Source organism: Bacillus atrophaeus, from assembly GCF_001584335.1.
Lineage (GTDB): Bacteria > Bacillota > Bacilli > Bacillales > Bacillaceae > Bacillus > Bacillus atrophaeus.
Genome location: NZ_LSBB01000020.1, coordinates 929,106 through 952,999, shown reverse-complemented (window position 1 = coordinate 952,999; position 23,894 = coordinate 929,106). Strand labels below are relative to the sequence as shown.

At 35.9% G+C, this 23,894-nt stretch carries 16 protein-coding genes and 13 pseudogenes; 11 read left to right on the top strand and 18 right to left on the bottom strand.

All coding sequences use genetic code 11. The annotated features are described in order from the left end of the window. Positions 1-53: 53 nt before the first annotated feature. From AXI57_RS18165 to AXI57_RS22185, 3 genes and pseudogenes are all read right to left on the bottom strand, one after another. The gene (locus AXI57_RS18165) at positions 54-410 is read right to left on the bottom strand and encodes a hypothetical protein (RefSeq protein ID WP_061670841.1); all 357 of its coding nucleotides are present in this window, start codon (positions 408-410) and stop codon (positions 54-56) included. A 5-nt stretch (positions 411-415) separates the two neighbouring features. Further along, positions 416-553, bottom strand: a pseudogene (locus tag AXI57_RS21115) (DUF4879 domain-containing protein); the annotation flags it as partial. Positions 554-767: 214 nt separating this feature from the next. After that, a pseudogene (locus AXI57_RS22185) lies at positions 768-863 on the bottom strand (tetratricopeptide repeat protein); the annotation flags it as partial. Positions 864-998: 135 nt separating this feature from the next. On the opposite strand from AXI57_RS22185, the pseudogene AXI57_RS18160 reads away from it, so the two are divergent. Further along, positions 999-1,860, top strand: a pseudogene (locus AXI57_RS18160) (response regulator aspartate phosphatase); the annotation flags it as partial. A gap of 13 nt (positions 1,861-1,873) precedes the next feature. On the opposite strand, the pseudogene AXI57_RS22180 reads toward AXI57_RS18160, so the two are convergent. Continuing rightward, positions 1,874-2,074: pseudogene (locus AXI57_RS22180) on the bottom strand (DNA polymerase); the annotation flags it as partial. A 116-nt stretch (positions 2,075-2,190) separates the two neighbouring features. Here AXI57_RS22180 and bglS point away from each other — a divergent pair. Continuing rightward, positions 2,191-2,922 carry a beta-glucanase gene (gene bglS, locus AXI57_RS18155; RefSeq protein WP_061670840.1) on the top strand — a complete coding sequence of 244 codons (732 nt, stop codon included), beginning with the start codon at positions 2,191-2,193 and terminating at the stop codon, positions 2,920-2,922. A 192-nt stretch (positions 2,923-3,114) separates the two neighbouring features. Here the strand turns inward: bglS and AXI57_RS22175 are convergent. Beyond that, positions 3,115-4,313 (bottom strand): annotated as a pseudogene (locus AXI57_RS22175) (Y-family DNA polymerase). Further along, positions 4,285-4,637, bottom strand: a pseudogene (locus tag AXI57_RS22170) (YolD-like family protein). Before AXI57_RS22170 ends, AXI57_RS22175 begins: the two co-directional pseudogenes overlap by 29 nt. A 445-nt stretch (positions 4,638-5,082) precedes the next feature. On the opposite strand from AXI57_RS22170, the gene AXI57_RS18135 reads away from it, so the two are divergent. From AXI57_RS18135 to AXI57_RS18120, 6 genes and pseudogenes are all read left to right on the top strand, one after another. After that, positions 5,083-5,424, top strand: a complete 342-nt coding sequence (locus tag AXI57_RS18135) for a YxeA family protein (protein ID WP_061670839.1) — start codon at positions 5,083-5,085, stop codon at positions 5,422-5,424. Between the two features lie 729 nt (positions 5,425-6,153). Next, positions 6,154-6,504 carry a DUF2200 domain-containing protein gene (locus AXI57_RS18130; protein ID WP_061670838.1) on the top strand — a complete coding sequence of 117 codons (351 nt, stop codon included), beginning with the start codon at positions 6,154-6,156 and terminating at the stop codon, positions 6,502-6,504. A 299-nt stretch (positions 6,505-6,803) separates the two neighbouring features. Then, positions 6,804-6,887, top strand: a complete 84-nt coding sequence (locus AXI57_RS21095; RefSeq protein WP_219996596.1) for a putative holin-like toxin — start codon at positions 6,804-6,806, stop codon at positions 6,885-6,887. An 80-nt stretch (positions 6,888-6,967) separates the two neighbouring features. After that, positions 6,968-7,124, top strand: a pseudogene (locus AXI57_RS22165) (DUF255 domain-containing protein); the annotation flags it as partial. Between the two features lie 146 nt (positions 7,125-7,270). Then, a complete protein-coding gene (locus tag AXI57_RS18125; RefSeq protein ID WP_061670837.1) occupies positions 7,271-7,549 on the top strand; it encodes an ArsR/SmtB family transcription factor in 279 nt (92 codons plus the stop codon). A gap of 110 nt (positions 7,550-7,659) precedes the next feature. Next, positions 7,660-8,043 carry a VOC family protein gene (locus tag AXI57_RS18120; RefSeq protein WP_003328788.1) on the top strand — a complete coding sequence of 128 codons (384 nt, stop codon included), beginning with the start codon at positions 7,660-7,662 and terminating at the stop codon, positions 8,041-8,043. Here the strand turns inward: AXI57_RS18120 and AXI57_RS21085 are convergent. From AXI57_RS21085 to AXI57_RS18110, 3 genes and pseudogenes are all read right to left on the bottom strand, one after another. Continuing rightward, a pseudogene (locus AXI57_RS21085) lies at positions 8,030-8,249 on the bottom strand (DUF4467 domain-containing protein); the annotation flags it as partial. The gene AXI57_RS18120 and the pseudogene AXI57_RS21085 sit on opposite strands and share 14 nt — an antisense overlap. Before the next feature lie 142 nt (positions 8,250-8,391). Beyond that, positions 8,392-9,681 carry a Na+/H+ antiporter NhaC family protein gene (locus tag AXI57_RS18115; protein ID WP_061670836.1) on the bottom strand — a complete coding sequence of 430 codons (1,290 nt, stop codon included), beginning with the start codon at positions 9,679-9,681 and terminating at the stop codon, positions 8,392-8,394. Positions 9,682-10,249: 568 nt separating this feature from the next. Continuing rightward, positions 10,250-11,194, bottom strand: coding sequence for a ketopantoate reductase family protein (locus AXI57_RS18110; protein ID WP_061670835.1), 945 nt, complete (start codon positions 11,192-11,194; stop codon positions 10,250-10,252). A gap of 282 nt (positions 11,195-11,476) precedes the next feature. Between AXI57_RS18110 and AXI57_RS18105 the strand changes: the two genes are divergently transcribed. Next, positions 11,477-12,028 carry a TetR/AcrR family transcriptional regulator gene (locus AXI57_RS18105; RefSeq protein ID WP_061670834.1) on the top strand — a complete coding sequence of 184 codons (552 nt, stop codon included), beginning with the start codon at positions 11,477-11,479 and terminating at the stop codon, positions 12,026-12,028. A gap of 628 nt (positions 12,029-12,656) precedes the next feature. After that, a pseudogene (locus AXI57_RS22540) lies at positions 12,657-13,106 on the top strand (thermonuclease family protein); the annotation flags it as partial. 222 nt (positions 13,107-13,328) lie between these two features. On the opposite strand, the gene satA reads toward AXI57_RS22540, so the two are convergent. The 7 genes and pseudogenes from satA to AXI57_RS18060 form a co-directional block, all read right to left on the bottom strand. After that, positions 13,329-13,850 carry a streptothricin N-acetyltransferase SatA gene (gene satA / locus AXI57_RS18095; RefSeq protein ID WP_061670833.1) on the bottom strand — a complete coding sequence of 174 codons (522 nt, stop codon included), beginning with the start codon at positions 13,848-13,850 and terminating at the stop codon, positions 13,329-13,331. A gap of 180 nt (positions 13,851-14,030) precedes the next feature. Then, positions 14,031-14,219, bottom strand: a complete 189-nt coding sequence (locus tag AXI57_RS18090) for a hypothetical protein (protein ID WP_061670832.1) — start codon at positions 14,217-14,219, stop codon at positions 14,031-14,033. 944 nt (positions 14,220-15,163) lie between these two features. Further along, complete coding sequence (locus AXI57_RS18080; RefSeq protein WP_238380195.1) at positions 15,164-15,592, bottom strand: hypothetical protein; 429 nt, start codon at positions 15,590-15,592, stop codon at positions 15,164-15,166. An 89-nt stretch (positions 15,593-15,681) separates the two neighbouring features. After that, positions 15,682-16,639 (bottom strand): annotated as a pseudogene (locus AXI57_RS18075) (N-acetylmuramoyl-L-alanine amidase). A 47-nt stretch (positions 16,640-16,686) separates the two neighbouring features. Then, positions 16,687-17,088: pseudogene (locus AXI57_RS18070) on the bottom strand (phage holin family protein). A 58-nt stretch (positions 17,089-17,146) separates the two neighbouring features. Beyond that, positions 17,147-17,994, bottom strand: a pseudogene (locus tag AXI57_RS18065) (glycerophosphodiester phosphodiesterase family protein). Positions 17,995-19,286: 1,292 nt separating this feature from the next. After that, on the bottom strand, positions 19,287-20,588 hold the full coding sequence (locus AXI57_RS18060; protein ID WP_141292125.1) for a Kelch repeat-containing protein: 1,302 nt from the start codon (positions 20,586-20,588) through the stop codon (positions 19,287-19,289). A gap of 253 nt (positions 20,589-20,841) precedes the next feature. Here AXI57_RS18060 and AXI57_RS18055 point away from each other — a divergent pair. Further along, a pseudogene (locus AXI57_RS18055) lies at positions 20,842-21,642 on the top strand (ribonuclease YeeF family protein); the annotation flags it as partial. 351 nt (positions 21,643-21,993) lie between these two features. Here the strand turns inward: AXI57_RS18055 and glnA are convergent. Then, entirely contained in the window at positions 21,994-23,328 is a 1,335-nt protein-coding gene (gene glnA / locus AXI57_RS18050; protein WP_010788694.1) for a type I glutamate--ammonia ligase, read from the bottom strand. A gap of 57 nt (positions 23,329-23,385) precedes the next feature. Continuing rightward, positions 23,386-23,793 carry a transcriptional repressor GlnR gene (gene glnR, locus AXI57_RS18045; protein WP_003328804.1) on the bottom strand — a complete coding sequence of 136 codons (408 nt, stop codon included), beginning with the start codon at positions 23,791-23,793 and terminating at the stop codon, positions 23,386-23,388. Between the last annotated feature and the right edge of the window lie 101 nt (positions 23,794-23,894).

The following is a 23,894-nucleotide window of genomic DNA, read 5'->3' as shown; positions in this document are numbered from 1 at the left end:
AGGTCAGCTCAAATAAAACCCCTTTCCGTTTCTGGAAAAGGGGTTTTAATACTTTAAATTGAATTTTTATAAGCATTAACAGCTTCGTTTCGCAACAACATATTATCTTTATTAACCATGCCTAAGTTGTAAGCTTTTTTGATAATATCTAATACCTGAGAATCCAATGCTGAGACATTGCCTCCTGCAGTAAATCTTGATTTCCAGTCATCTAAAGACTTATTCAAATCAAGCGTGCTTTTTTTATTCTCAGGTCTAACTACCTCATTTTTCTCTAGTTTTTCACAGAATTCATCAAAACTAATCGATGATTGATGAGCACTATTTCCACCGTACCCTTCAGTTGCTAAACTGCAAAATGCTAAGAATTTTGGATCTTTAATCACATTGTAATTAGATGTGCTAATCACCTTGTTCACTCTCTTTCAAAATCAATTTTTTGGCTGTAAAGAAAAGTAGTGCCTGAGCTCAATGCTTTAATCTGTATAGAGTTATCTTGAAGTGCGTCCATTGGAATCTCAAAATATTTATCCCAACCTATTACCACCTTATTTATTCTCAAGCTTACTTAAAATTTCCACAAGGCTGTCTTGATTAATCGGTTCAGCATATAAAACGTATAAAAACTCGGTTAATAAGCTAAACAAATTGTCATCGTATTTTACTGCTGTTTTTAAACCTTCTTTTAACGTTTGGCCTGCCTCGGCTGTTTTCTTTTGTTTAAATAATACTATGGAAAGTGAATAATATGAATAGGGCAGAGTTCTTCATTTCATTTCTTTATCTATCTCAATTGCTTGTTTCAAATACGTTTCAGCCTTTTCTTCTTGTCCCATGTAGTGATAACTTTCACCCAAATTATAAAGAGCTAATGGACAATCTTTATTTCATTATTTTGGACTCTTCAGGTAGCTCCTTCTTTTGCAATCGCTACCTATACATTCTTTTACAATTTTTTCAGTGATTATGTTATTATTGTTTTTGAAAGAGGGGTTTGAATGAGCAAGATTGCTTCAGAAGTTGTTGCTACCACGCTGAATGATTGGTGCATTGCTATAAAGAAACAAAAGGTAAATGAGTCAATAAAATATTACTCAGAGATAAAAAAGATGTTTGATGAAATGGAAGAAGATTAAGAAGTTCTTGCATACCACAGTTTATTAGAAGAAAGACACAAAATGTTGCTGTATTCCTCACGAGGAGAACCATTACAAAAACACACCTACTTCACGGAAGACAATCAGAATTTCATTAAAAAAACGAACGGTAAATTGGAATATAACTTTTATTTATTCGAAGCAATGTTCGAGGCATACAACAAAAATTATAACCGAGCCATTAATTTATATGGATTAGCTGAGAAAAAACTTGCAGAAATTCCAGATGAAATCGAAGCAGCTGAATTTCACTCCAAAGACTCCTACTTATACACTCTTGTTAAACAAAGCGTTGTATCACAACACTATATAAATAATGCCATTACAATATATAAACGACACCCTGATTATAAATGAAAACTGGCTACCTCAACAATGATTGAAGCTGCAAACTATGCTGATATGAAGCGTTTTGAGGAGTCAGAAGAATATTATTTAGAAGCAATTAACATTGCAAAGGAAATAAAAGATATTTCACAACCTTAGTATCGTTTATTCTGATTGGGGCAAACCTGATAAATGTATTAAATCTCTTGAAAAAGCTATAGGGAATGAATCTTGGCTAAATTCGGTTTATTATATAAATTCCTTATTCATGATGATTAAGGAACTATTTAAAATTGACGAAAAAGTGAAAGTAATTAATTTTTACCAGTCGGAGGTTAATGAAAGATTAATTAATTTAGCCCTTCCTCATTATGAGTGGGCTTTTTATTTTATGATTTATGTCCACCAGTAAGTCCAGCTCGATGAAGTGCTGTTCCAGCCGGTGTATAAATTGCTCTAAGAATCGCTTTCGATTCGTATTTGGTTCTAATCCCATCCATCACAAACCCGAGCTTTCTTCTTTCAAATAGGCTTATTTACTGATTAAAGTCATCTTCAATATTAGACAGAGTAACTGAGATACTTCGTACTTACAGGATTCTAGTAAGAAGATTCGTTATTATCATTATTTTGACCGATTTTCCCTTTTAAAAGAATCATGTATGATCAATAAAGAAAACGCTTTCAAATAAAGGGGGATGACAACATGTCTTATCGTATGAAACGAGTGTTGTTGCTTCTTGTCACTGGATTGTTTATGAGTTTGTCTGCAGTCACTTCTACTGCCTCGGCTCAAACAGGTGGATCGTTTTTTGACCCTTTTAACAGCTATAACTCCGGATTATGGCAAAAAGCAAATGGTTATTCGAATGGAAATATGTTCAACTGCACTTGGCGTGCAAATAACGTATCAGTGACGTCATTAGGTGAAATGCGTTTGGCGCTAACAAGTCCATCTTATAACAAGTTTGACTGCGGGGAAAACCGCTCTGTTCAAACATATGGCTATGGACTTTATGAAGTCAGAATGAAACCAGCTAAAAACGCAGGGATCGTCTCATCGTTCTTCACCTACACAGGTCCCACGGATGGAACTCCTTGGGATGAGATTGATATCGAATTTTTAGGAAAAGACACAACAAAGGTTCAATTTAACTATTATACAAATGGTGTAGGAAACCATGAGAAGATTGTGGATCTCGGATTTGATGCAGCCAATGCCAATCATACGTATGCGTTCGACTGGCAGCCAAACTCTATTAAATGGTATGTCGATGGGCAATTAAAACATACTGCGACAAGCCAAATTCCGACAACACCAGGTAAGATCATGATGAACTTGTGGAATGGTACGGGTGTAGATGAATGGCTCGGTTCCTACAATGGTGTAACACCGCTATACGCTCATTACGACTGGGTGCGCTATACAAAAAAATAATGTCAAATGTGATAAGAGCCTGCTGCCCCGATATAGCCAGGCTCTTATGATTGTAATGAGAAGTTGTTGGCATTCACTATAGTGAAACTGAAGAGCAAATTGAAGAAACAATTCTATACTTTTTAAATTTATATGAATTAGTTTCTTAACTAAATGATAACAAAAAGCGACTATAAATATAATCGCTTTTTGTTATGACTTATGCCCACCAGTAAGGGCAGCTCTATATAATGCCGTCCCTGCAGGCATATAAGAAACAGCCCTTAATATCGACTTTGAACCGTACTTATTTCTTACCCCGTCCATTACAAATCCAAGCTTTCTCTTTTTTTCATTGTCTTTTTCAAACAGACTTAACTGCTGATTAACATCCTCCTCAATATGGATAAAGTAACTGAAATGCTTCTCACTGTTTTGCCTGTATAGAACTTCAACAGCATCAAGCAATATCGATAAATATCCATAGTGATATTTGTAGGTAAATCAATTGTTTTTGCTCTGTGAAAGCCCCCGCCAAACTCGTCTTTGCTGTATCCGATTCCTAAACTGATGGTACGCCCTACTTTATTATGAGTCCGCGCTCTTCGTGCAACCTCTTCACATATCTCCAAAAGAACCGCCTTTATATCCTCTTGTTTTGTATAATCTCTAAGTAATATCTGGCTTTTCCCGTAGCTTATCTGTCCTTGCATCAAAGGCGCTCCAATTTCAGAGAGGTCAATTCCATGAGCATGATAAAAAAGCTGATTGCCCATAATTCCGAATTTCTTTTCAAGTAGCTCTAAAGGGAATTTAGCCAATTGGCCAACAGTAGATATTCCCATCGATTTAGATTCCTCTCCATCCTCCCTCCTATCCCCCACATTTCAGATACCGGATGAACCTTCCACAGCTTATTTTACTCTCTAGATCAAGAGCTAACTTACTTAGCAAGATATTGTCTCCAATGCCCACTTTGCAAAATAAGCCAAATTCTCTCATCATACTACCTTGAATTGCTTTCGCCATTTTCTCTGGATTTTGTTTTCCTGCGTCTAAAAAAGATTCATCTACACTTTAGGTATATACGCACTTCTCAGGAACAAACCTGTAAAACAGCTTAGTAATTTCAGATGAAACTCTGATGAAAAGTTTCATTTGTGGATTTACTACATGTATTCTTGGATCATCTGGGATCTCGAATAATCTAGATCCAGTTTTTATTCCAAAATCTTTTTTAAGCTCAGGAGATGCAGCTAAAACTACACTTCCCTTCTATCCGTGTTTCCGACCACAGCCAGATAACAAGTCATTGGATTCAATCCCATAGTAACTGCTGAAACCAAAGCATAAAAGGATTTCATATCAACACAAAGTATATTTTTACGTGGAAATTGTGAGTAACCAATCATTGTACGCAACTCCTATGGTGTGATTCATGGTGATGTAAATTTTAAGGTCGTTCTGGTCTTTCACACGCAGTTTTTTTGTTCGTAGTTAAGGTTCTGACTCTTCCGATTAATCCCTTAACATATTTCACCTTCATACAGTTTAAATTTTAGCTCTTTGTTCAGTGACATTGCTTCAGAGACGAAAATACCCATCTCCTCAATTTGTTGATAATCTAATGATGGCTTTTCAATTTTTGATACATCAAGTAAATCTTGTTTAAGCTGTAGTAAGTGTTCTGAGAGCATCATCAATGTCCATTTGATTGTCCCTCGATCTCTAAGCAATTTGAATCACTCCTTTATTGATCTAATATCAACAGAACAAACGTTCTTTATTCAACGCAAACAAGAACGAATGTTCGATGTGAATGTTGGTAATAAGGTGTGAAGGTCAACAAAAATCCGCTACCTTTATTGCAAAATTTTCAATTTCTCCAAACATTCTTCTTTCATTTAGATATGAAAAGGCCTTTTCAATTAAACATCGCCATGTACTAATCATTTGGTTTTTTCGCAACCAAATCATATGAAATTTTACCTCTCTTTAAAAAACCCTAAATACGAGAAGCGAATCCAGCGATTAACACATTGTGAAAAAGCACACTTGAAAAACGATTTTTTTATCGGGAATTCTTACAAAAAAGTAAGTCAAGTGTAAGATAGCCGCATTTATTCGATATGCAGTATTCATTAAAATAAGAACTATAAAAGGAGTAAGGAGTGATGAAAAATGAAAAACATGAGCGTTTTCATTATAATATTAGGCTGCCTATCGGCTTTCGTATTAGGAGGTTGCGCTGATCGCGGCGCCGTACTGGAAAGCGATTATTACGTTCAAATTCACGGAAAGGCGGAAAAAAACGAAAATAAAAACAATTACGTTTACAATTTAGAAGGTTATAATGAGAAAGGAAAGAAAAAGATGGTCTCTTTCTTTGTTGAAAAACCTTATCAAGAAGGAGACATTGTACGTGTGCCGAGGAGCTATGACGGATATACCGGAGAACCTGAAGCTATTAAATCCGATAAACTGCCGGAAAAGATCAAAGACCGATTTAACCTAGAGATATAACAACGAGCTGAGCAGACATTAAAGTCTGCTCTCATTTTTTTTACTAATCCAGTCTTCCAGAACCTCCATATACTATTCATCCCGATATAAGTAAAAATGTTAATATAACCGCTTATAAAACTGCACATGATTTTTTAGCTCATAAGGAAGTTGCAATTAAAGAATTTTTCAAAGAAGAACTAAATCATGGTCTTGTTAAAGATATAATCGAATCTAAATTAATTGAAGAGATATACGGTGTTACTCTGAATTATCTTTCTGATCTGAATCCAGAAGATATTCATGATGACTACTTTATGGATTGATCACATCTCAATGTTTAGGGGTGATGAAGAAGATTACGATTCTCCAGCAAGTGAATATCCTTTTTAATTGATATTTAAATAAAGAAAAGATGTACGACCGTTGGAACAAGTTTACATGTTAAATATAGGTAACTAAACGAACTGTTTGATATTTGAAATAAAAAAGACCCTGCATTTAAACAAGTTCTTTTCATTTTGGCAATTTAATTGTAGATTTAAAATAAAGTTATACCGTTTAAAGTTGGACTACTTCCCCCCTTTGGATATGATTGACTAAAGGGGCCTTTTAGAACTAGGGTACCTGCGGAAATGTTGGCTATTCTATAGCATGTCGAGGGAATCTTGACACTTACAAACGGCTACTTCGTTTGTACTCAATATTTTTCGTGAATATTAAAGAAAACCATACAAGCGAGGATGCATTATGACCAAACATCAGATCTATACAATGAGTGTCGCAAGGGTCTATCCCCTTTATGTTACAAAGGTGGAGAAAAAAGGACGTACGAAAACAGAAGTCGATGAAATCATCCGTTGGTTGACAGGATATAGCCAGGAAGAGTTAGAAGCGCAACTGGAAAAACAGACAGACTTTGAGACCTTCTTTGCGGAAGCCCCCCAACTGAATCCTTCACGAGCTTTGATCAAAGGTGTGGTCTGCGGTGTCCGAGTGGAAGACATCGAAGAACCAACTATGCGGGAAATTCGCTATTTGGATAAGCTAATCGATGAGTTAGCAAAGGGAAAAGCGATGGAGAAGATTTTGCGGAAATAATAATTAAAACGAAGAAACACTGGTTCCATATATAAAATATAAAAGAAGGTGTTTTTTTATTGAATCGGCAATAATCTTGAAACTTCAGGCAAGAAGCAGAAAATGATCAAACTTTTTTTATAAAACTGAACGCTGATTTGTTGAGTAAGAATCCATTTTGATCAACCTTTATTCCAAACCAACATTATTTTGAAAATTATAACGACAAGGGCATTTTTGTATAATATAATATCTCCTGCACATTAAGATTGCTCACTCAAGGGAGTCTTGCTCATCCCCTACGAAAAGAGGGGATGCTAATGTCAACATTTCAAGCATTGATACTCATACTTGCATTTGGGTCGTTTATACTTGCCCTGTTGACGTATATAAATAAAAAATAGACCTCCCTTGAGCCTGAGAACCTTAAAGGGTTAGGTCTACGTAGATTGAACATTGAGCAAGCCCCAAGGAAGGTGACCCCATGCCGACTAACAATAACCCAATAGATTAATCGCTGAGAAGTCCCAGTATTACTTCAGTATGTTCACAATCCCGTGAACTGGTTCCATTAGGGAAAAGAAGCATTTGACAAAGCGAAACGCGAGAACAAACCTCTATTCGTATCTGTTGGGTATAGCTAACCTTGTTTTTTCTAAAGAATATGCCATCGATGGCATATTCTTGGTTCCAAGTGTATCTCTATTGAAATGCAAAAGGATATTTATTTAGATAGCATATTACGGTTCCTATTTCACGCAACCATAAAGTTGCTTATAATCTTTATATGAATTGGAACAAAGACGCTATATTCAAAGCCCTTGGCGATTCGACTCGGAGGCTTATATTAGACGAACTATCCGAACGCAACGAGCTGACGTTGTATGAACTTACGGCACGTCTCATTATGAAACACGACCTTTCCATTTCGCGACAGGCGATAGCTAAACATCTTTCTGCATTGGAAGATGCAGGGCTCGTAAAATCAAAACGAAAGGGAAAATATCGAGTACTTATGTTCAACAACGAACCACTTAAAAATTTGCTGAAAGGATGGATAGAGTAATTTTATAAAATCGGAACAGGGCTACTGACAATTGTGTGGGTTGGTTTGCTTGCAGCCAGATTGTTAGCACAGTTCCATGGGTCATAAATATCAAAGGAGGCAAAAACAGTATGAAAATCATTGTTACCAGTATATTCGTACAAGATCAAGACAAGGCACTGGAGTTTTATACAGAAAAACTGGGGTTTGTAAAAAAAGAGGACGTTCCCATGGGGAAATTTAGGTGGATAACACTTGTTTCTGAAGAGGATCAAGACGGAACCGAGCTTTTACTCGAACCGAATGAACATCCTGCCGCCAAGGAGTATCAAAAGAAGATATTCGCCGAGGGCTTCCCAGCAACAATGTTTGGCGTTACAGATATTCGAAAAGAGTACAAACGATTAATGGAAAAAGGCGTGAAGTTCACTATGGAACCGACAAAAATGGGAGAAGTCACAGTAGCTGTCTTCGACGATACATGCGGCAACCTTATTCAGATCATACAAAAGTAGCTTCATGATGAGTAGTTTCTTTACCTTTTGCTTCTTCATAGTCTGGTTGGTGTTTTCTTTGATAAGCCAAGACAATCATTTTCGTCAGTTATCGGCATAACTTCTAGTCTTTTGTATTCGTCACCTAACTTTTCATAGTAATAAAACGAAGATAATTCAACATTCGAATCTTCCGGCATATAAAAAGCAACTTGGATGTATCTTCCACAGATCAAAAACTTTAACCGAAGGGATGACTCCGTAAAATTAAAACATCACTCTCTATAATCATTTTTCATCATTTACATACGTTTTTATGAATTCTGGTTAAAAAAAGAAAAAGGTACCGTTTGGTACCTTTTTTTATCTTTATTTCGTATTTCTTGTGAATTTTGGTAGTCCGAATATAATTGCTATGATGCCGCAGATCCCGATTAAAACAGGATAGAAAGAGTAAGGCAAGATGCTGACAGGTGAAATATTTCCAAACTTCCCGGCCGATAACATCTGCGCGCCATAAGGAATTAAGCCTTGTATCACGCAGGAAAAGATATCTAAGATACTTGCCGACTTTCTATTGTCGATTTTAAATTCATCTGCTATATTTTTGGCAATCGGCCCGGCTGCAATAATAGCAATCGTATTATTGGCAGTAGCTAAGTTCGTAACGCTGACCAATCCGGCAATACCGGCTTCAGCACCTTTTTTCGAATGGATTCTTTTAGAAATGAATCCCAGTAAAAAGTCAATCCCTCCGTTTTGTTTCATGACGCCGACCATTCCGCCAATTAACATTGAAAGGATGATAAGATCAGACATTCCGGCAATTCCATCCGTAATTGCTTTAAAATAAGATTCAAGCGTCAAGCTGCCGCTTGCAAACCCTATAATTCCTGTTAAGATCAATCCGCCAAAAATGACAGCCACCACATTAAAACCAATTAACGCAAAGACTAACACGGCGACATAAGGAAGTACTTTAAACCAGCTGTAAGATTCAGCTCCGATATGTCCTACATGTCCTGTCGGTATAAAAAATAATAAAATGACTGTTATGATAGCAGCAGGCAAAACGATCAAAAAATTCGTTTTAAATTTATCCATCATTTGTGTTTTTTGTGACCGTACTGCCGCGATGGTGGTGTCCGAAATAAAAGAAAGATTATCTCCAAACATAGCTCCCCCGACAACAGCTGCAATAGCGATTGCAGTGGACAAGCCAAGTTCTCCACTCAAACCGGCGCTAATTGGAGTAACTGCTGCAATCGTCCCCATTGATGTCCCCATCGAAACAGAAATAAAACAAGCAATGATAAAAAGCCCTGGCAGTATAAACTGCTGCGGAATAATGCTCAATGCAAGGTTGACGGTTGAATGTACCGCTCCCATCGCCTCAGCTGCAGAAGCAAAAGCACCTGCTAATATAAAAATGATAACCATAATAATAATATCAGGATGTCCCGCACCGGAAGCAAACCATTCTATTTTCTGATTGAGCGATTGCTTCTGGTTAAATGAAAGCGCAAAAGCCGATGCTATAATTGCCGCAATCAATATTGGCAATTTATAGAAATCTCCAGTCAATACACCGGAGCCGACAAAAAGGCCTACAAATAAAACTAGCGGCAATAGCGCCCAAGGATTTCCATTTTGTTTCATCTAAGTAGCCACCTCTAATTTCAGTATCAAAGTCGTTAAACATAGTCTAAGCAACATTCCATACTTTAAAAGGCTACAGTAAAAAAGTCAAGCGGAAAAATAGTATAGTAATTATTAAATTAATAACAGAAAAGATAGAAGGATTTTTCAAGGAGAGGAAAAAACAATTTGATAAAGGATTATTTGGAAATTTCCATATACAAATAACAACTGTTTTATGAGGTGTGTTCAAGTTGAAATATCTAGAAAATTAAAATTTATTTTATTTTTTTCATAATGGTTTTGTACAGGGACATGAACAAGGGTCCATTTCGAAAATTCATCCTTTGTTGTTGTTGAGACCCTTATCTCTACTTTTCCCATCATTTAATTTATCCCCCCTTATCCACCCTCAGCCGAGGTACGTGTAAAAATGGGTCATAAAATTGAGTTGTTTTTCAGTCGAAAATATCACTCTTCCAATCCCCCATCCAAAACAGGACGGGGGTATACGTTTTATTTCACAATCGTGATATTATATTGAATTTATATGAGTAATTTGGTAGATATACATTTTATATGAGAATTACTAACGATTGACCTCATCTCTATACTTAGAAGTTGATCGTTTTTGAAGGTCGTCCAAATTTGGCGTTGATATATTCGCTTCCTTTTTCAATTCATCAAATGTTTCATATAAGGCTTTAATCTCGCTAAAGGAGCACTCAAAAAATTTAAACATCGAAAGTTTGTGAAATATTCTCAAACCGTGGTAGACAAAATTTCGATGGTTACGAACCATATTCACTTGAAATGCTGGGTCAATTCGATATCCCAGTTTTTCTAAAACCATAAACCCCTCATCCATTACAGAAATCATCTGCATTAATGCATTCTTATCCTTCGCTATTTTTTTAAAGTCAAAGTTATTGATATAATGGATTGAGTTCATAGCAATAATCGGTATGAAGTGACTTTTAAGCCAACCATCAATATTTTCATTAAAACTTAGTTTATGTTTCGCTTCCTTAAAAGCCTTCTCTAATGTAGATTTAAATGATAAGCCACCGTCTAAGCTACCGATTACCATTTGTCCTCCCCCCCGAATAAAAATAACACGACCATTTTCTTCCCTCATCCCCCCACTAATTTGAAAACCAAACGCAATATTTTTTTTAACTTTGCTATTTTTATTTAGGAATGTTTGCATATTTGCAGCATCAGCGTTATTCCCAACAATCACAATATTGTTACTTATATTTTCAGCTAAAATCGGGAGAACCGATGAAAATTGATTGTATTTCATCACCACAAATATGAGATCGTAGTGTTCTTCAGGTTGTAGTTTATCAATTACATTTACTGCATCGACAGTATTTTTTCGTTGGAAATGATGTCGAATAACAATTCCATCTTCTTTCAATTGTTCATACCGCCTCCCTCTAGCTAAAATGGAAACATTGTTTCCTCCTCGTAATAATGAGTGGGCAAGATAACTTCCCAAAACACCAGCACCATAAACCAATACTTTCATCGTAAAACTCCCCTTCTATAGAATCTTTATAGTTAAAGTTTTTTTTATGATATTAATAGATGGTTGTTGATTGTTGAACAACTGTCTATTTTGTTCAATTTTACCAACAGTCTATCTATGCTTCAATAGTTAATTAAACAGATATTGTTTAATAACGAACAGATTAAAGGTATTTGTTCATTAACAAGAAAATAAACATCTGTTTCTTTTCATACTTTTGTTCATTATAATTAACGTAATGGGTCTATTCTTTAATTAAACGATCCTATTAGGGAGGATATTATGGATAAAAGAATTAAAAAATCTAAAAAAGCTATAGAGGAAGCACTTATTAGTTTAATCGCGGAGAACGATTTTGAAGATATCACCATAAACTCCATTGCGGAAAGAGCAGATGTTAATAGAGGAACGATCTATTTACATTACAAAGATAAATTCGACTTATTAGAACAATGCATTGAAAGAGAAATACAGGAATTGCTTATTTATTGCTTGCCCAAAGGTTCTGGAAGCTACCCTTCTAAAACAACTTTACTACAGATATTTAAATATTTAGAGGAACACTCTTTTATCTACCATACATTGTTAACAAATAAAGGGGTCCCCACCTTCCGAAATAAATTATTAACTGTCATGAAAGAAGGGTTAAGGGAACAATTGCAATTAAATGGAATAAATCAAAATATGAACAAGGAGATCCTCATTCAGTTTTGGTCCTCCGCAATAATTGGTGTAATAGAGTGGTGGATAACGCAATTGATGCCTTATCCTGTAGAAGAAATCACCGAACATTTATGGACTTTACTAGAACGAAATCAGATTATACTTAAATAAAGAGTATCCATTATTGGCTATTCATAAAATTTTATATAGCAAACTAAGAGTTCAACTAAATGGAAAGGACTCTTCTTGTTGTCCTTTGAACAGAAGGTGAAAGAGGGTCCATTAATAAAGATACAGTTGTTGTTTCAACAAATTAAAGGACCCTTTTTCTTGTCTTGGTACAGGTTTCTCCCTTACTTGTTAATTTTTACAACCTCTTATGAAAACTCACAGATGAATATTTTTTCTCTTTTGACAATTAATACCTCATTCCAAAAAGATAGTACCACCGACCTTTTTTTAAAACAATACATTTTGCTCACTTTTAAACTTTTATTTATATAAGGTTTTATTTAAAAATTAACTTGAAAGGACTGGATACAGGATTATAATTATTGATAGTCTACCGATATAGATAGAGAACTCACATTCTGAAAAAGGGGAAATTACATTGAAGAAAGTAATATTAGGCTTTGCTGCATTCACTTTAAGCTTATCATTGGCTGTCAGCGGCTCAAATGATACTGAAAAAAGCAGTACAGAATCTAAATAAACCCAACATGTTTCTAAGGATGCTAAACAGACAGAACAAAAGGATGCTAAAAAAGAAAAGACTGCTGACAAATCCGAGGTAAAAGACGATAAGGAATTGGTCGATGTTACTTTAGATAGAGCTGTTGATGGAGACACAATTAAAGTTAAATACAACGGGAACGTAGATACAGTTCGTTACTTACTTGTAGACACTCCTGAGTCTAAAAAGCCAGACTCTTGTGTTCAGCCATATGGTGAGGATGCATCTAAACGAAACAAAGAATTGGTTAGCGACGGCAAACTGCAAATGGAATTTGATAAAGGTGACCACCGAGATAAATATGGAAGATTGTTAGCTTACGTTTATGTCGATGGCAAGTCTGTTCAGGAAACATTGCTAAAAGAAGGATTGGCCAGAGTAGCATATGTATATGAGCCAAATACGAAATACATAGATCAATTTAAGAAAGACGAGCAAGAAGCAAAAACAGAGAAGCTTTCAATTTGGAGTAAGAATGGATATGTGACTGACAGAGGATTTAATGGATGTGTGAAAGAGAAAACCACTGCAGTTAAAAAAGCGACAACGTCTAAACCAACAGCAATACAGCCTACTACACCAAAGGCATCAAGTGAAACTTCCACTACAACTGAAAATGATGCTTCTTCCTCTGCAACGTCTACAGGAGAAACAGAAACGTTTAAAAATTTAAGAAACCTCGGCTATTCTCTACCCCTAAATATATAGATAGACTTGTTCCTCAAGGAATTTAATTTATTAAAATTTATAATACCAAAAAATCGCATACTCATTTGATGTTGAAAAGTTTGAATAAAGCATAGTATCGACTGCACCTATTACAAAGTTATTTTTGGCATAAAAATGACAAGCTGAAACATTAATATCTTGTGTTTCAAGCATAAGACCACTAAAGTGATTCTCCTTTGCCCACTCAATAGCTTTATTTAATAATGCTGTCCCAACACCATTTTTTCTATAATCTTTTGCAACAGCAATGTCTTCAATTAGTGCATATCCATTCCAATTAGAACGAATCTTAATCCGACCAACGCAGTTGTTTTCAACGTAATAAAAAAATACAACTTTCCCCTCTTCTTGAATATAACTGTTATCAATTTCATCATCTTCATATTTCTTGATATAAGGTTTAGAAAATACCTCCTCTGTATATTTCCACACATTGTTTTCAAATGTTGGGATAATTCTTCCCGACACAATGAAACATTCGTTTGGTTTATTAAAATCCTTCTTATTAAATTGAGTCATTTTAATTATCATATCAATCTCCTTCCAAACGAAATTATATGTATACAGCTTGTATTATATCGTTATTTTCTCTTCGTCTTTTTCCAATTATATTGAGTCTTTTGCTGCTGGATCTAAATTAACTGTTTTTTTATAAGTTATTTCGCCTGACCAACCAGCAAACCCAGAAGCTGAAGCACTAGGTGGATTTTGCTATTTGAAAATAGCTTTCCCATATTGGTAAGTGTAGTTGTTACTTACCCGGATATCATAAAGCTTAATGCCTGCATCTTTTATTGCATAGTACCCAGTGGCAGTTTTAGACTGTGTTGCTTGAGTCTTAATTTTATCAATTCCAAAATCTGTGCTTATACCCATCTCAACTGTAAAACCATTTCCCAAATCAATCTTCTCATAGTGTATATTATTATTAAAGGAGGAAGATCACTTGATCAAGATTATATTGTCCTTTGTTTATATTTTTGGATTCATTATACTTAGCAGTTGGTCATTTGACGGAATTTTTCAAGAAGGCAACATCTCGATATTAGGATTGATATGGTCTTTAATATTCGCCTTTTTTGTAGGTTTCTACATAGGCATCCCTTTCGTATTTAAAAAAAATGCCAGAGTCAAAACATTTGAGGCTGTCTAAATTAAAAACACTTTGTTTATTAATTGGACTTGCTGTCTCTCTGTTGGTCATTTCCTATATCTCATCATTATACCTTCTCAACAGTGTAATGATTTACACAGCCCTCATTGGTTATCTTTTAATTTGCTTATCGGGATTATCGATAACACTTTTCTTAAAACCTATTAATGAAGAAAAAACACAGTGATCATTACTTTTCTAATAGCTTTAACTGCCGGAATCATCTTCTATTTTGGAAAATCCTTAAGTTTTTGCTCCTTGTTATAATCATGTTTATTGCTGTTTGCCTTGTACTGAAAATCAATGAATACATTACTAAAAAAAGAAACAATGAAAATTCATAACGAAAAAAAGAAACAATGAAAATTCATAACGAAAAAAAAGCCCTCTCGTTATGAGAAGGCATTTTTGTGATTACTTGGTTTTAACCTGCACTTACTTATCAGCAGCCGTAATATACAGACCGGATTTCACTTGTACATTTTTGATCCTTTGACTGTTACTGTTATAGATTTGATCACGAATCTTAAAAGGTTAAAAGTGCCCCCCATGTTGGAGGACCTTTTTTATTTCAATAATGCTTCCAGTTTCGCTTTCGTTTTCGGTCCGTAAATGCTGTCAGCTGTTTATCCTGCGAAGACTGGAATCTTTTTTCGAAAAGAGGACAAACTATGTAGAGTGCCCTGTTTTATCAATTTTGTTTTGTTGGATCTTTATGTTCTAGATTTAGAAATGTGACTGCTGATATTCTATCTTTAGAATCAGAGCCCAAAAGGAACGGGTTTACTCTAAAAGTCAAAGTATCGGTTCCTGAATTCTTGTCCTTTTTCCCTGGAAGCTTTGAATGAGGCAGCACAATAAACTTCATTATATACCTTCCTTCTTTGTCTTTCGATAATTCAACGCCTCCTTTAATGGTAACAGAGATTGAGTCATCTTTATAGAATTCCCGGACACTGTTTAATATATCTTTAAAGAAAAGTTCATGCATAAAAACACCAAATAGTTCCTGTGAAACTTCTGTATTCTGGTGTTGTTCTTGTTTGACAGCTTCTACTGTGATAGAACTTAACGAAAAACATAAGATCACCATTACAATTATTTTTTTCACAGTAATCATCTCCTTTCATTTTAACATTTTCTTTTTTTTATTTTTTATTACAACCAATTTTGAAAAGCCTTCTCCCTGGAAAAAGAGAGGGCATTTTATTATTCCAGTAACGATTCTAATTTTACTTTTGTTTTCTGTCCGTAAACCCCATCAGCCGTCGGCCCGTACATTGACTGGAACCGTTTGACTGCATTTGCTGTCTTTGCTCCGCAATAGCCATCAATTCCAAAGTTTTAGCGCTTTTATCCAGATAGAAATAAAGAGCCGCCAGCGCTTTCTGAATTTGCTTTACTTTATCCCCTTTTGTCATCGGCTTGTTACTTTAAAGACACCCGAAGTCAAAGAGAAGGCTGATTTTTTTCTATTTGATTTAGTGCTGGAAGAACTGGGGCCTTTAAGTTTCAACTTTTGGCCAACTTTGATTTTATTCGGATCCTTAATGTTATTCCAGCTCTGAAGGTTTGCCACGTTTACTCCTTTAGCCTTAGCAATTCCTGAAAGAATATCTCCCTTTTTTGACTGTATAAGTTGAACCTGACGAAATCCCTGAAGAACTAGGAATCTTTCCGCCCAATGCCTTTAATTCTTTTTCAATGGCAGCCTTAACCTTGTTCCTTCGTCCCTCTGATAAGATTCGGTGCGGACAATACTTGTCATTCCAATCTTGATGCTTGCGGACTCGATCAACGCCCCAGTCTCGCTCTTTAAGCAGTTGCGCCACAAACTTAATTGTTAAAGCCTCCGCCGCCTTGTATTTAGCACCTCCTGACTTACTATAGCAGATTTCCACACCTACGGTTCCCTGTGCCGTTTGTGCCGTCTCCTGTGTGCCATGCGTTTGCGATTTAACGGTAACCCTTGAATCACTTCTTTGTCATCAACTGCAAAATGGAAGCTTGTCGAACTTGTATTATTCTTCATGAAACTGATTTCATTTTTAGCTGGCGCATCATTGGCCGTATTGTGGATTGTAATGTATTCAGCGCTCATTGCATTTGGACATTTCAGTTTGTATTTGTTTTCTGAAACTAAATTTTTTCTCACTTCAATTGTCATGAAAAATCTCTCCTGTTCTGTTTTAAGATTTAAAAAAAGCCGCTGTGTTATTCAGCAGCTTGTTCCTCTTTTTCTGTTTTCTGATCGTTATCACTTTCGATAACGTGCAGCCGGTCTGTGATGACGGCCGGAATTTTAACGCCAATCTGTGCCAAATTCTCCGTGATGGACAGTCCTTCGTTAGCGATATAAAAAAGAACGGTTCCAAAAGTCAGAACGCCGTTCAGATTGATAATTGTATCGACTACGTTTGCTACGATAACGACAAGAAAGATGAGGATTTACGGACGTATCCGAACAACATGTTGCGGCTGCGCGACCTTTTGCAGCTTCCATGCTTTGCTAACTCCTGTGATGACATCCAAGATGCTGAGGATTAAAAGCAAGTCAAAGTACTTCACACCTCCAAATAAATAAACTTTTGCCAAGTCTAACGTTTCAAAGTCAATAAACACACTCGTCCCTCATCTCTTAATCACCTCCTTAGAGGCAAAATAAAAGACCCGTCTATTTAGACGAGTCCAACAGCTTCTTTGTATATGCTGGATTATTGGTAAATAAACCGTCAACCCTAAACCGAAGCATTTTCTTTGTTTGTGTTTTTTCATTTTGTGCATCAAAGAACACGTGTATTTTTAGATTTGCAGCATGGACTTTCTTTATAACTGATTCATCAACTAATTTAGCGTTAGGTCCTACTGCAAAAGCATATTTTTTGATATTTTTTAGGGTATCGCTAGTTAAACTTTCCACTTCTTCATCACCAAGTAAACGCATAAGAGGAATATCTTTATTGATTGAATGTAACTTCTTTAAACTCTTTTCGCTAAAAGACTGTAAAACAACTTTATATTTGCGATTAGTTTATACTTATTCAGTATATCAATAAGTTTCTGTTCCATGACTAAATTGCCGTTATTATCTTCTCTGGTTTCAATGTAATAATTGGTCGAGAGGCCAAATTCTTTTATAATCTCTTCGATTGTCATTATTTTTTGATCTTTACCAGCATTGAGTTTTTTTAACTGAGACAAAGTCAGTTCCTGCACTTTTCCTTTTCCGTTTGTTGTTCTTTCAACATCCTTATCATGTATAGCGACTAATTCGCCGTCATTAGTTTGTCTCAAATCAATTTCAATAAAATCAGCCTCGTCTTTTATTGCTCGCTTATAAGATAATAACGTATGTTCCGGTTCTAACTCTGAGGCCCCTCTGTGTGCAATCATTAATGGGTGATAGTTATTAGTTTTGAATGCAGATTTTTCAGAGCCTTTAACAGCAGAGGTTTCAGATGCTGAACACCCACTCATAACAAATATTAGACAGATTAAAAGTAAATAGATAACATTTTTCATAAAATTAAAACTATCATACTTTATTACTTGTAACAACAATTTTTCTTCTAATTTTGTTGTTAAGTATAACTATATTTATTACATCTTTTTAAGAAAGCTCGTAGAGACAGGTATGTGTAAAGGTGAAGCTGCTGCTCTCAATGGACAAATATCAATTTAAAGGAGAATTACATAGACATTAAAAACACCCTAGATTTCTCTGCAAAAACAGCTAGTGAACTCTTCGGAGAAACTAAAACGTATGAATCCAAAAGAAGAATATCAACCGGTGCTTCCCTTTCTGCAGCTTTACAAAAACATAAGAAGTGGCAATTTGAGAATAAACAAATGTTACAGGATGATTATAAGCATGAGTTCAATTTAGTATATTTTACAGAGTGACAGAAAATTTTTGCCTAAGTCTACTCTTTTAATGCGTTTAATCGTATTTTAAAACGAGCTGACATATGCAGTTTTACTTTTTAGAGTCAGGCGCTGATATGAAAGTACATCCAATAACACTTAGGTCATAAAAGCATGATGGTAACGGCCAATGTTTATTCACATATTAGTAAGAAGCTAGATCAAAAACGAATAAAGGATTAAGAGAAATACGTGGCCCCAATTGTGGAGTTAGATTCGTAACTTCAAATTTTTTTGGTCATATTTTGATCAAAGACTAAAAATATTGCTCTCATAATTTTCTGACCAAAATACAAAAATCCCCTGACACCAATAGTGCCAAGGGATTGAAAGAATAATACTGAGACATATACTGTTCGCGCTCCCAAGGGTGAACTTGCGTGCGGATTATAACCTAGGCAATATTTCAATGTCATAGAGCATGATAAACGTTGAATTAAAAAGGTTTTGTTATTTCTCTTCGAATAAGAAATCATCAAATATATTATATTTGTGGGTGTTTTGTGGGTGTCTTTGTGGGGCCCACATCTGTTCAGTTTTAGATTTTTATTGCAATCTAAAGATATACATATAAAGGAAATGGTTGAAATATAAATAAAATAAGAGACTCTCTATAAGATATCGAGGATTTTAGGCGATGTATACGCAGGATAAAACAATACACTCGGGAAATAATCATCAATCATATTATGTTTGTGGGTGTTAAATACAATTGAAAGCTTGAAATTTAAATGTTTTATCACATTTTCAACTAATAATTATTCAAATGGGCAAGATTATTTTTCTAATCCTGCCCTTTCGTTTTTATGGTGGCTACTATTAATTAGTTCAAGAATGGTTTGGGTATCCTTCCTTTTTAAAGCGAGGTCTTAAATTATTGATTTTGATTTTTATTTAGTGTACTCATTCACTTCAAAAGTAAGTATATTCTTAAAAATAACGTGATCTTTTCTGTTTTTAAATGGTCCAATATTGTTATCATGCTTGTCAATTTCATACCTATCTGGACCTGTACCTGCCGCTTTTTGATCATACCAATTAATGAAATCATTAACCTCTTCCATTGATAAATCGAACTCTTTTTCAAGACCAGTTGACATTGTTACGACTAAAATTGCTCTGTTGCCGTTCTGTTCTTCTGTTGGTTCTTCTGGTGTAGTTGGGGTTTCACCGCCTCCAGATGAATCTTCAGAGTTTTGTTCCACAGAATACATCTCAACAAAATGATATAATCCATACTGCTGATCAGAAATGGTTCCCGTGTTTGATTGCCCACCAATAATGTACAGATTGTTTCCTACCGTAGCTGCTCCAGCCGCTAATCTAGCATATTTGAAAGCTTTAAAATCCGATATTGAGTTATCCTTAGGGTTATACACCTGGACTTTTGAACTTGGTCTGTCATCTGCAGTTTGGCCACCCATAATAAAAATTTTCCCATTCAAGACAGTCGATGTTTGGTATTGAGCACCGGTAATTAATTCCTGTTTCTTTAACCATGTATCTTCATTAGGGTCATATTCATAGATAGTATTGTTTATTTTAGGGTTTGATACAATACTTGTGTCACCACCACCTATTAAATAGATTTTCCCATCTATTGTTTGTGATGTTGCTCCTGCTGAAGGTACTGGTATATTTTTTTTCTTTGTCCACTTGTCAGTCTCTGTATCGTAGCAATAATTCGTAGATAAACTTTCATAACTTCCACCCATTACATAGATTTTTTTATCTACTACAGAAGCAGTGGAAAATACTATTTTTTTTTCAACAGGTATTTCTGATCCTTTATCCCAAGAATCATTTTGGGTGTCATATATTAAAACAGTTTTTCTATAAGAAAAAGCTGGATCCCAAGAAACACCGCCAATAACATATATTTTCTTCCCAACTACAGCTACTGAAGTCGAAGATACGGCTATAGGCATACTCTTTTTTTGTATCCATGTATTATTATTTGGATCATACATATAATTTGTGTCCGTAGTTTTTCCTTTATAGGTACCACCTAATACATATATTTTTCCATCCACTACAGCAGTGGCAGCAGAGGTTCGATCTTGAGGCAAACTTGCTTGCAGTGTCCATTCTTTGTTTGCTTCAGTTGATGTTTGTTCAGCATGTACCGGTATATAACCCGCTATCAGTGAAAAACCAAAAATTAATAAAAACAAGATAATATTTTTTTTCAAAATTAGCCCTCCTAAATATTTCACATCATTTATATCGTCACTTTTTTTGTGTTATTAATATTAGATGCATATCTTTCAGGAGAAAACCAATTCCGTCGAAACCTTTATACAGCATGTCTATCTCAATTAAGGATAGTAAAAATAGCACAGATCAAATTGATTATTTTTCGCTTTTAAATCACTCCGCATTCTATTTCTTTATTTTCCCATGGTAATATCTTGTTGAAGGAAGTTTTCAAGAAAGGGTATGATCATGAAAGTATTTGAAGCTAAAACCTTGCTCTCCGAGGCTGATAACCGTGCAAAAGAATACAAAGAATTAAGAAATCAGATGGTCAATCTTAAGAAGGCATTTAAAGCCGTAGCTGATTTAGATGACAGTGAGTTTTCCGGAAAAGGCGCCAATAACATCAAATCATTTTATGAAGATCAGGCCGGCATCGCTGACCAGTGGATTGATCTAATTGAGATGAAAATATCTTTTTTAACGAGTATTCCTGATATCTTGGAAGACGCCAGCTTATCAGATGCCTACATAGAAGAATCCTTCCTAGACCATGAGTTGGCTAATGCTAATTCCAAATCAAATTCCATTATGTCTGAACAGAAAAAGGCGATCAAAGATATCTTAAATGATATACATGACGTCCTTCCTTTAGATGTTTTTTCAACAGAAGATTTTAAAGATCAGTTATCCAATGCTGAGGAAAAACGCAAAAATGCAGTCGAGAAAATAAGTGAAGTCGATGAGAATCTAACGGCAGAATACACCCTATCAGAAGCAAACGAGCAAATGATTCAAGCAGATTATCAGGCGTTGATAAGTGCAACATCAAGAGGCAAAAGCGCTGCTCCCATCTACTATAATGCCAAGGCTTATAGAGACAGTGAAGTCCACAATATGACTGAGGATGTAAGAAAACAATCGACTGATTATATCGCATTTAAAGATCAGCAGGCCGAACAAAGAAGGATAGCAAAAGAACAGGAGGAGCTAGCGAACAGACCTTGGTATGAAAAAACATGGGATGTCGTTTGTAATTTTACAGAGGAAGCCAAGTATAGTAAGACCGATCAATGAAACAAGACATTACAATTCTCCCGATACGGACGCCTCAGGCTAGCTGCTATCCAGGCTCAGAATGTTCCTCTCGTTTGGCTTCATTCATCAGCACCTTTGTTTCCGTATCCGAATACATCTTGATAAGGAAAAGACACTTCTTCCATATATTTTGATAATTTTTATTTGTCTTATTTCGAGGATTAAATCTCCACAGTTATGAAGTGATTTTTTATTGATTTTTTGTGGGTGTTTTGTGGGTGATACAAGATTTATACAAAATTATTAGAATATCAAACAAATACAAAAATCCCCTGACACCAATAGTGCCAAGGGATTGAAAGATTAATACTGAGACATATACTGTTCGCGCTCCCAAGGGTGGACTTGCGTGCGGAACATATCCCACTCGATTTCTTTTGCTTCGATGAAGTGTTCGAATAAATGCTCTCCGAGAGCTTTTACCATGACTTCGTTTGATTTGAATTCGTCTAGAGCTTCTGCAAGAGTTGCCGGAAGGTCTACGATTCCGTTTTCCAGGCGTTCTTCTTTACTCATGACATAGATGTTGCGGTCAATCGGCTCCGGTGCTTCAAGTTTGTTTTTGATTCCGTCAAGACCTGCAGCAAGCAATACGCTTAGTGCAAGGTATGGATTCGCAGCCGGATCAACGCTTCGCACTTCAACACGTGTGCTGATACCGCGGGAAGCCGGGATGCGGATTAACGGGCTTCTGTTTTGTGCGCTCCATGCAACGTAGCAAGGGGCTTCATAACCAGGCACAAGACGTTTGTAAGAGTTTACTGTCGGGTTTGTGACCGCAGTGAAACTTGTTGCGTGCTTCACAATTCCTGCAATAAAGTGTTTCGCTGTTTCGCTCAATTCAAGGTCAGCATTTTTATCATAGAATGAGTTAACGCCATCTTTGAAGAGTGATAGATTGCAGTGCATACCAGAACCGTTTACGCCGAACAATGGTTTCGGCATGAATGTCGCATGCAGACCGTGCTTACGGGCGATTGTTTTTACAACTAGTTTAAAAGTCTGAATGTCGTCGCAAGAACGGATCGCTCCAGCATATTTGAAATCAATTTCGTGCTGCCCCGGAGCAACTTCGTGGTGGGATGCTTCGATTTCAAAGCCCATTTCTTCAAGTTCAAGAACGATATCGCGGCGGCAGTTTTCGCCAAGGTCTGTCGGCGCCAAGTCGAAGTATCCGCCTTTATCGTTTAATTCTAAAGTAGGTTCGCCTTTTTCATCTAATTTAAATAAGAAAAATTCAGGCTCTGGTCCGAGATTGAAATCACTGAATCCAAGATCTTGCATTTCTTTCAAAATCCGTTTTAAATTGTTTCGAGGATCACCGTCGAATGGCGTTCCATCCGGATTGTAAATGTCACAGATGAAACGTGCTACTTTACCTTTTTCAGCTGTCCATGGGAAGATAACAAATGTATTTAGATCAGGATACAAATACATGTCAGATTCTTCGATACGAACAAAACCTTCAATTGAAGAACCGTCAAACATGCATTTATTATCCAGTGCTTTTTCAAGCTGGCTCACAGGAATTTCAACGTTTTTGATTGTTCCAAGAATGTCTGTAAATTGAAGACGGATATACTTAACGTTTTCCTCATTTACTAATTTTACGATATCTTCTCTTGTGTACTTTGCCATTTCGTAAAACTCCTCCTCTAAAAGGTAAATGTATATAGCAAAACAGTTGCTAACGGATTAATGAAAGAATCGGGACATGTCACCCTGACGGAATGTATTCCCCCGCTGGAAACGCCCTGCCTGTAAGAGCTCATTTTTCAGAAGCTTTCTCAACTCGTCGTCAGACAGATCGTGCTTCATCGATTTTTTCGTTTTCTCATCTTGCTTCTCTTCTGGTTCAGCCGATGCCTTTGCCAGAATTTGTTTGATCCCTGCCATATTCACACCTTGTTCAATCAGGTGCTTAATCTCTAACAGTTTATCTACATCATGGAAAGAAAATAATCGTCTATTCCCTTCGCTTCGTGCCGGAAATATCAGTCCATTTTCCTCATAATATCGAATTTGGCGTGCAGATAACTCTGTTAACTGCATGACAATTCCTATTGGAAATAAAGGCATTGAGCGGCGAATGTTATCACTCATCTCAATTTCCTCCTTTTCTTAACTTAGTTTTATTATAGGTCATGTAATATAATGTGTCAACACGATGTAAGGATTCTTAACATCGAATTCATTGAAAATTT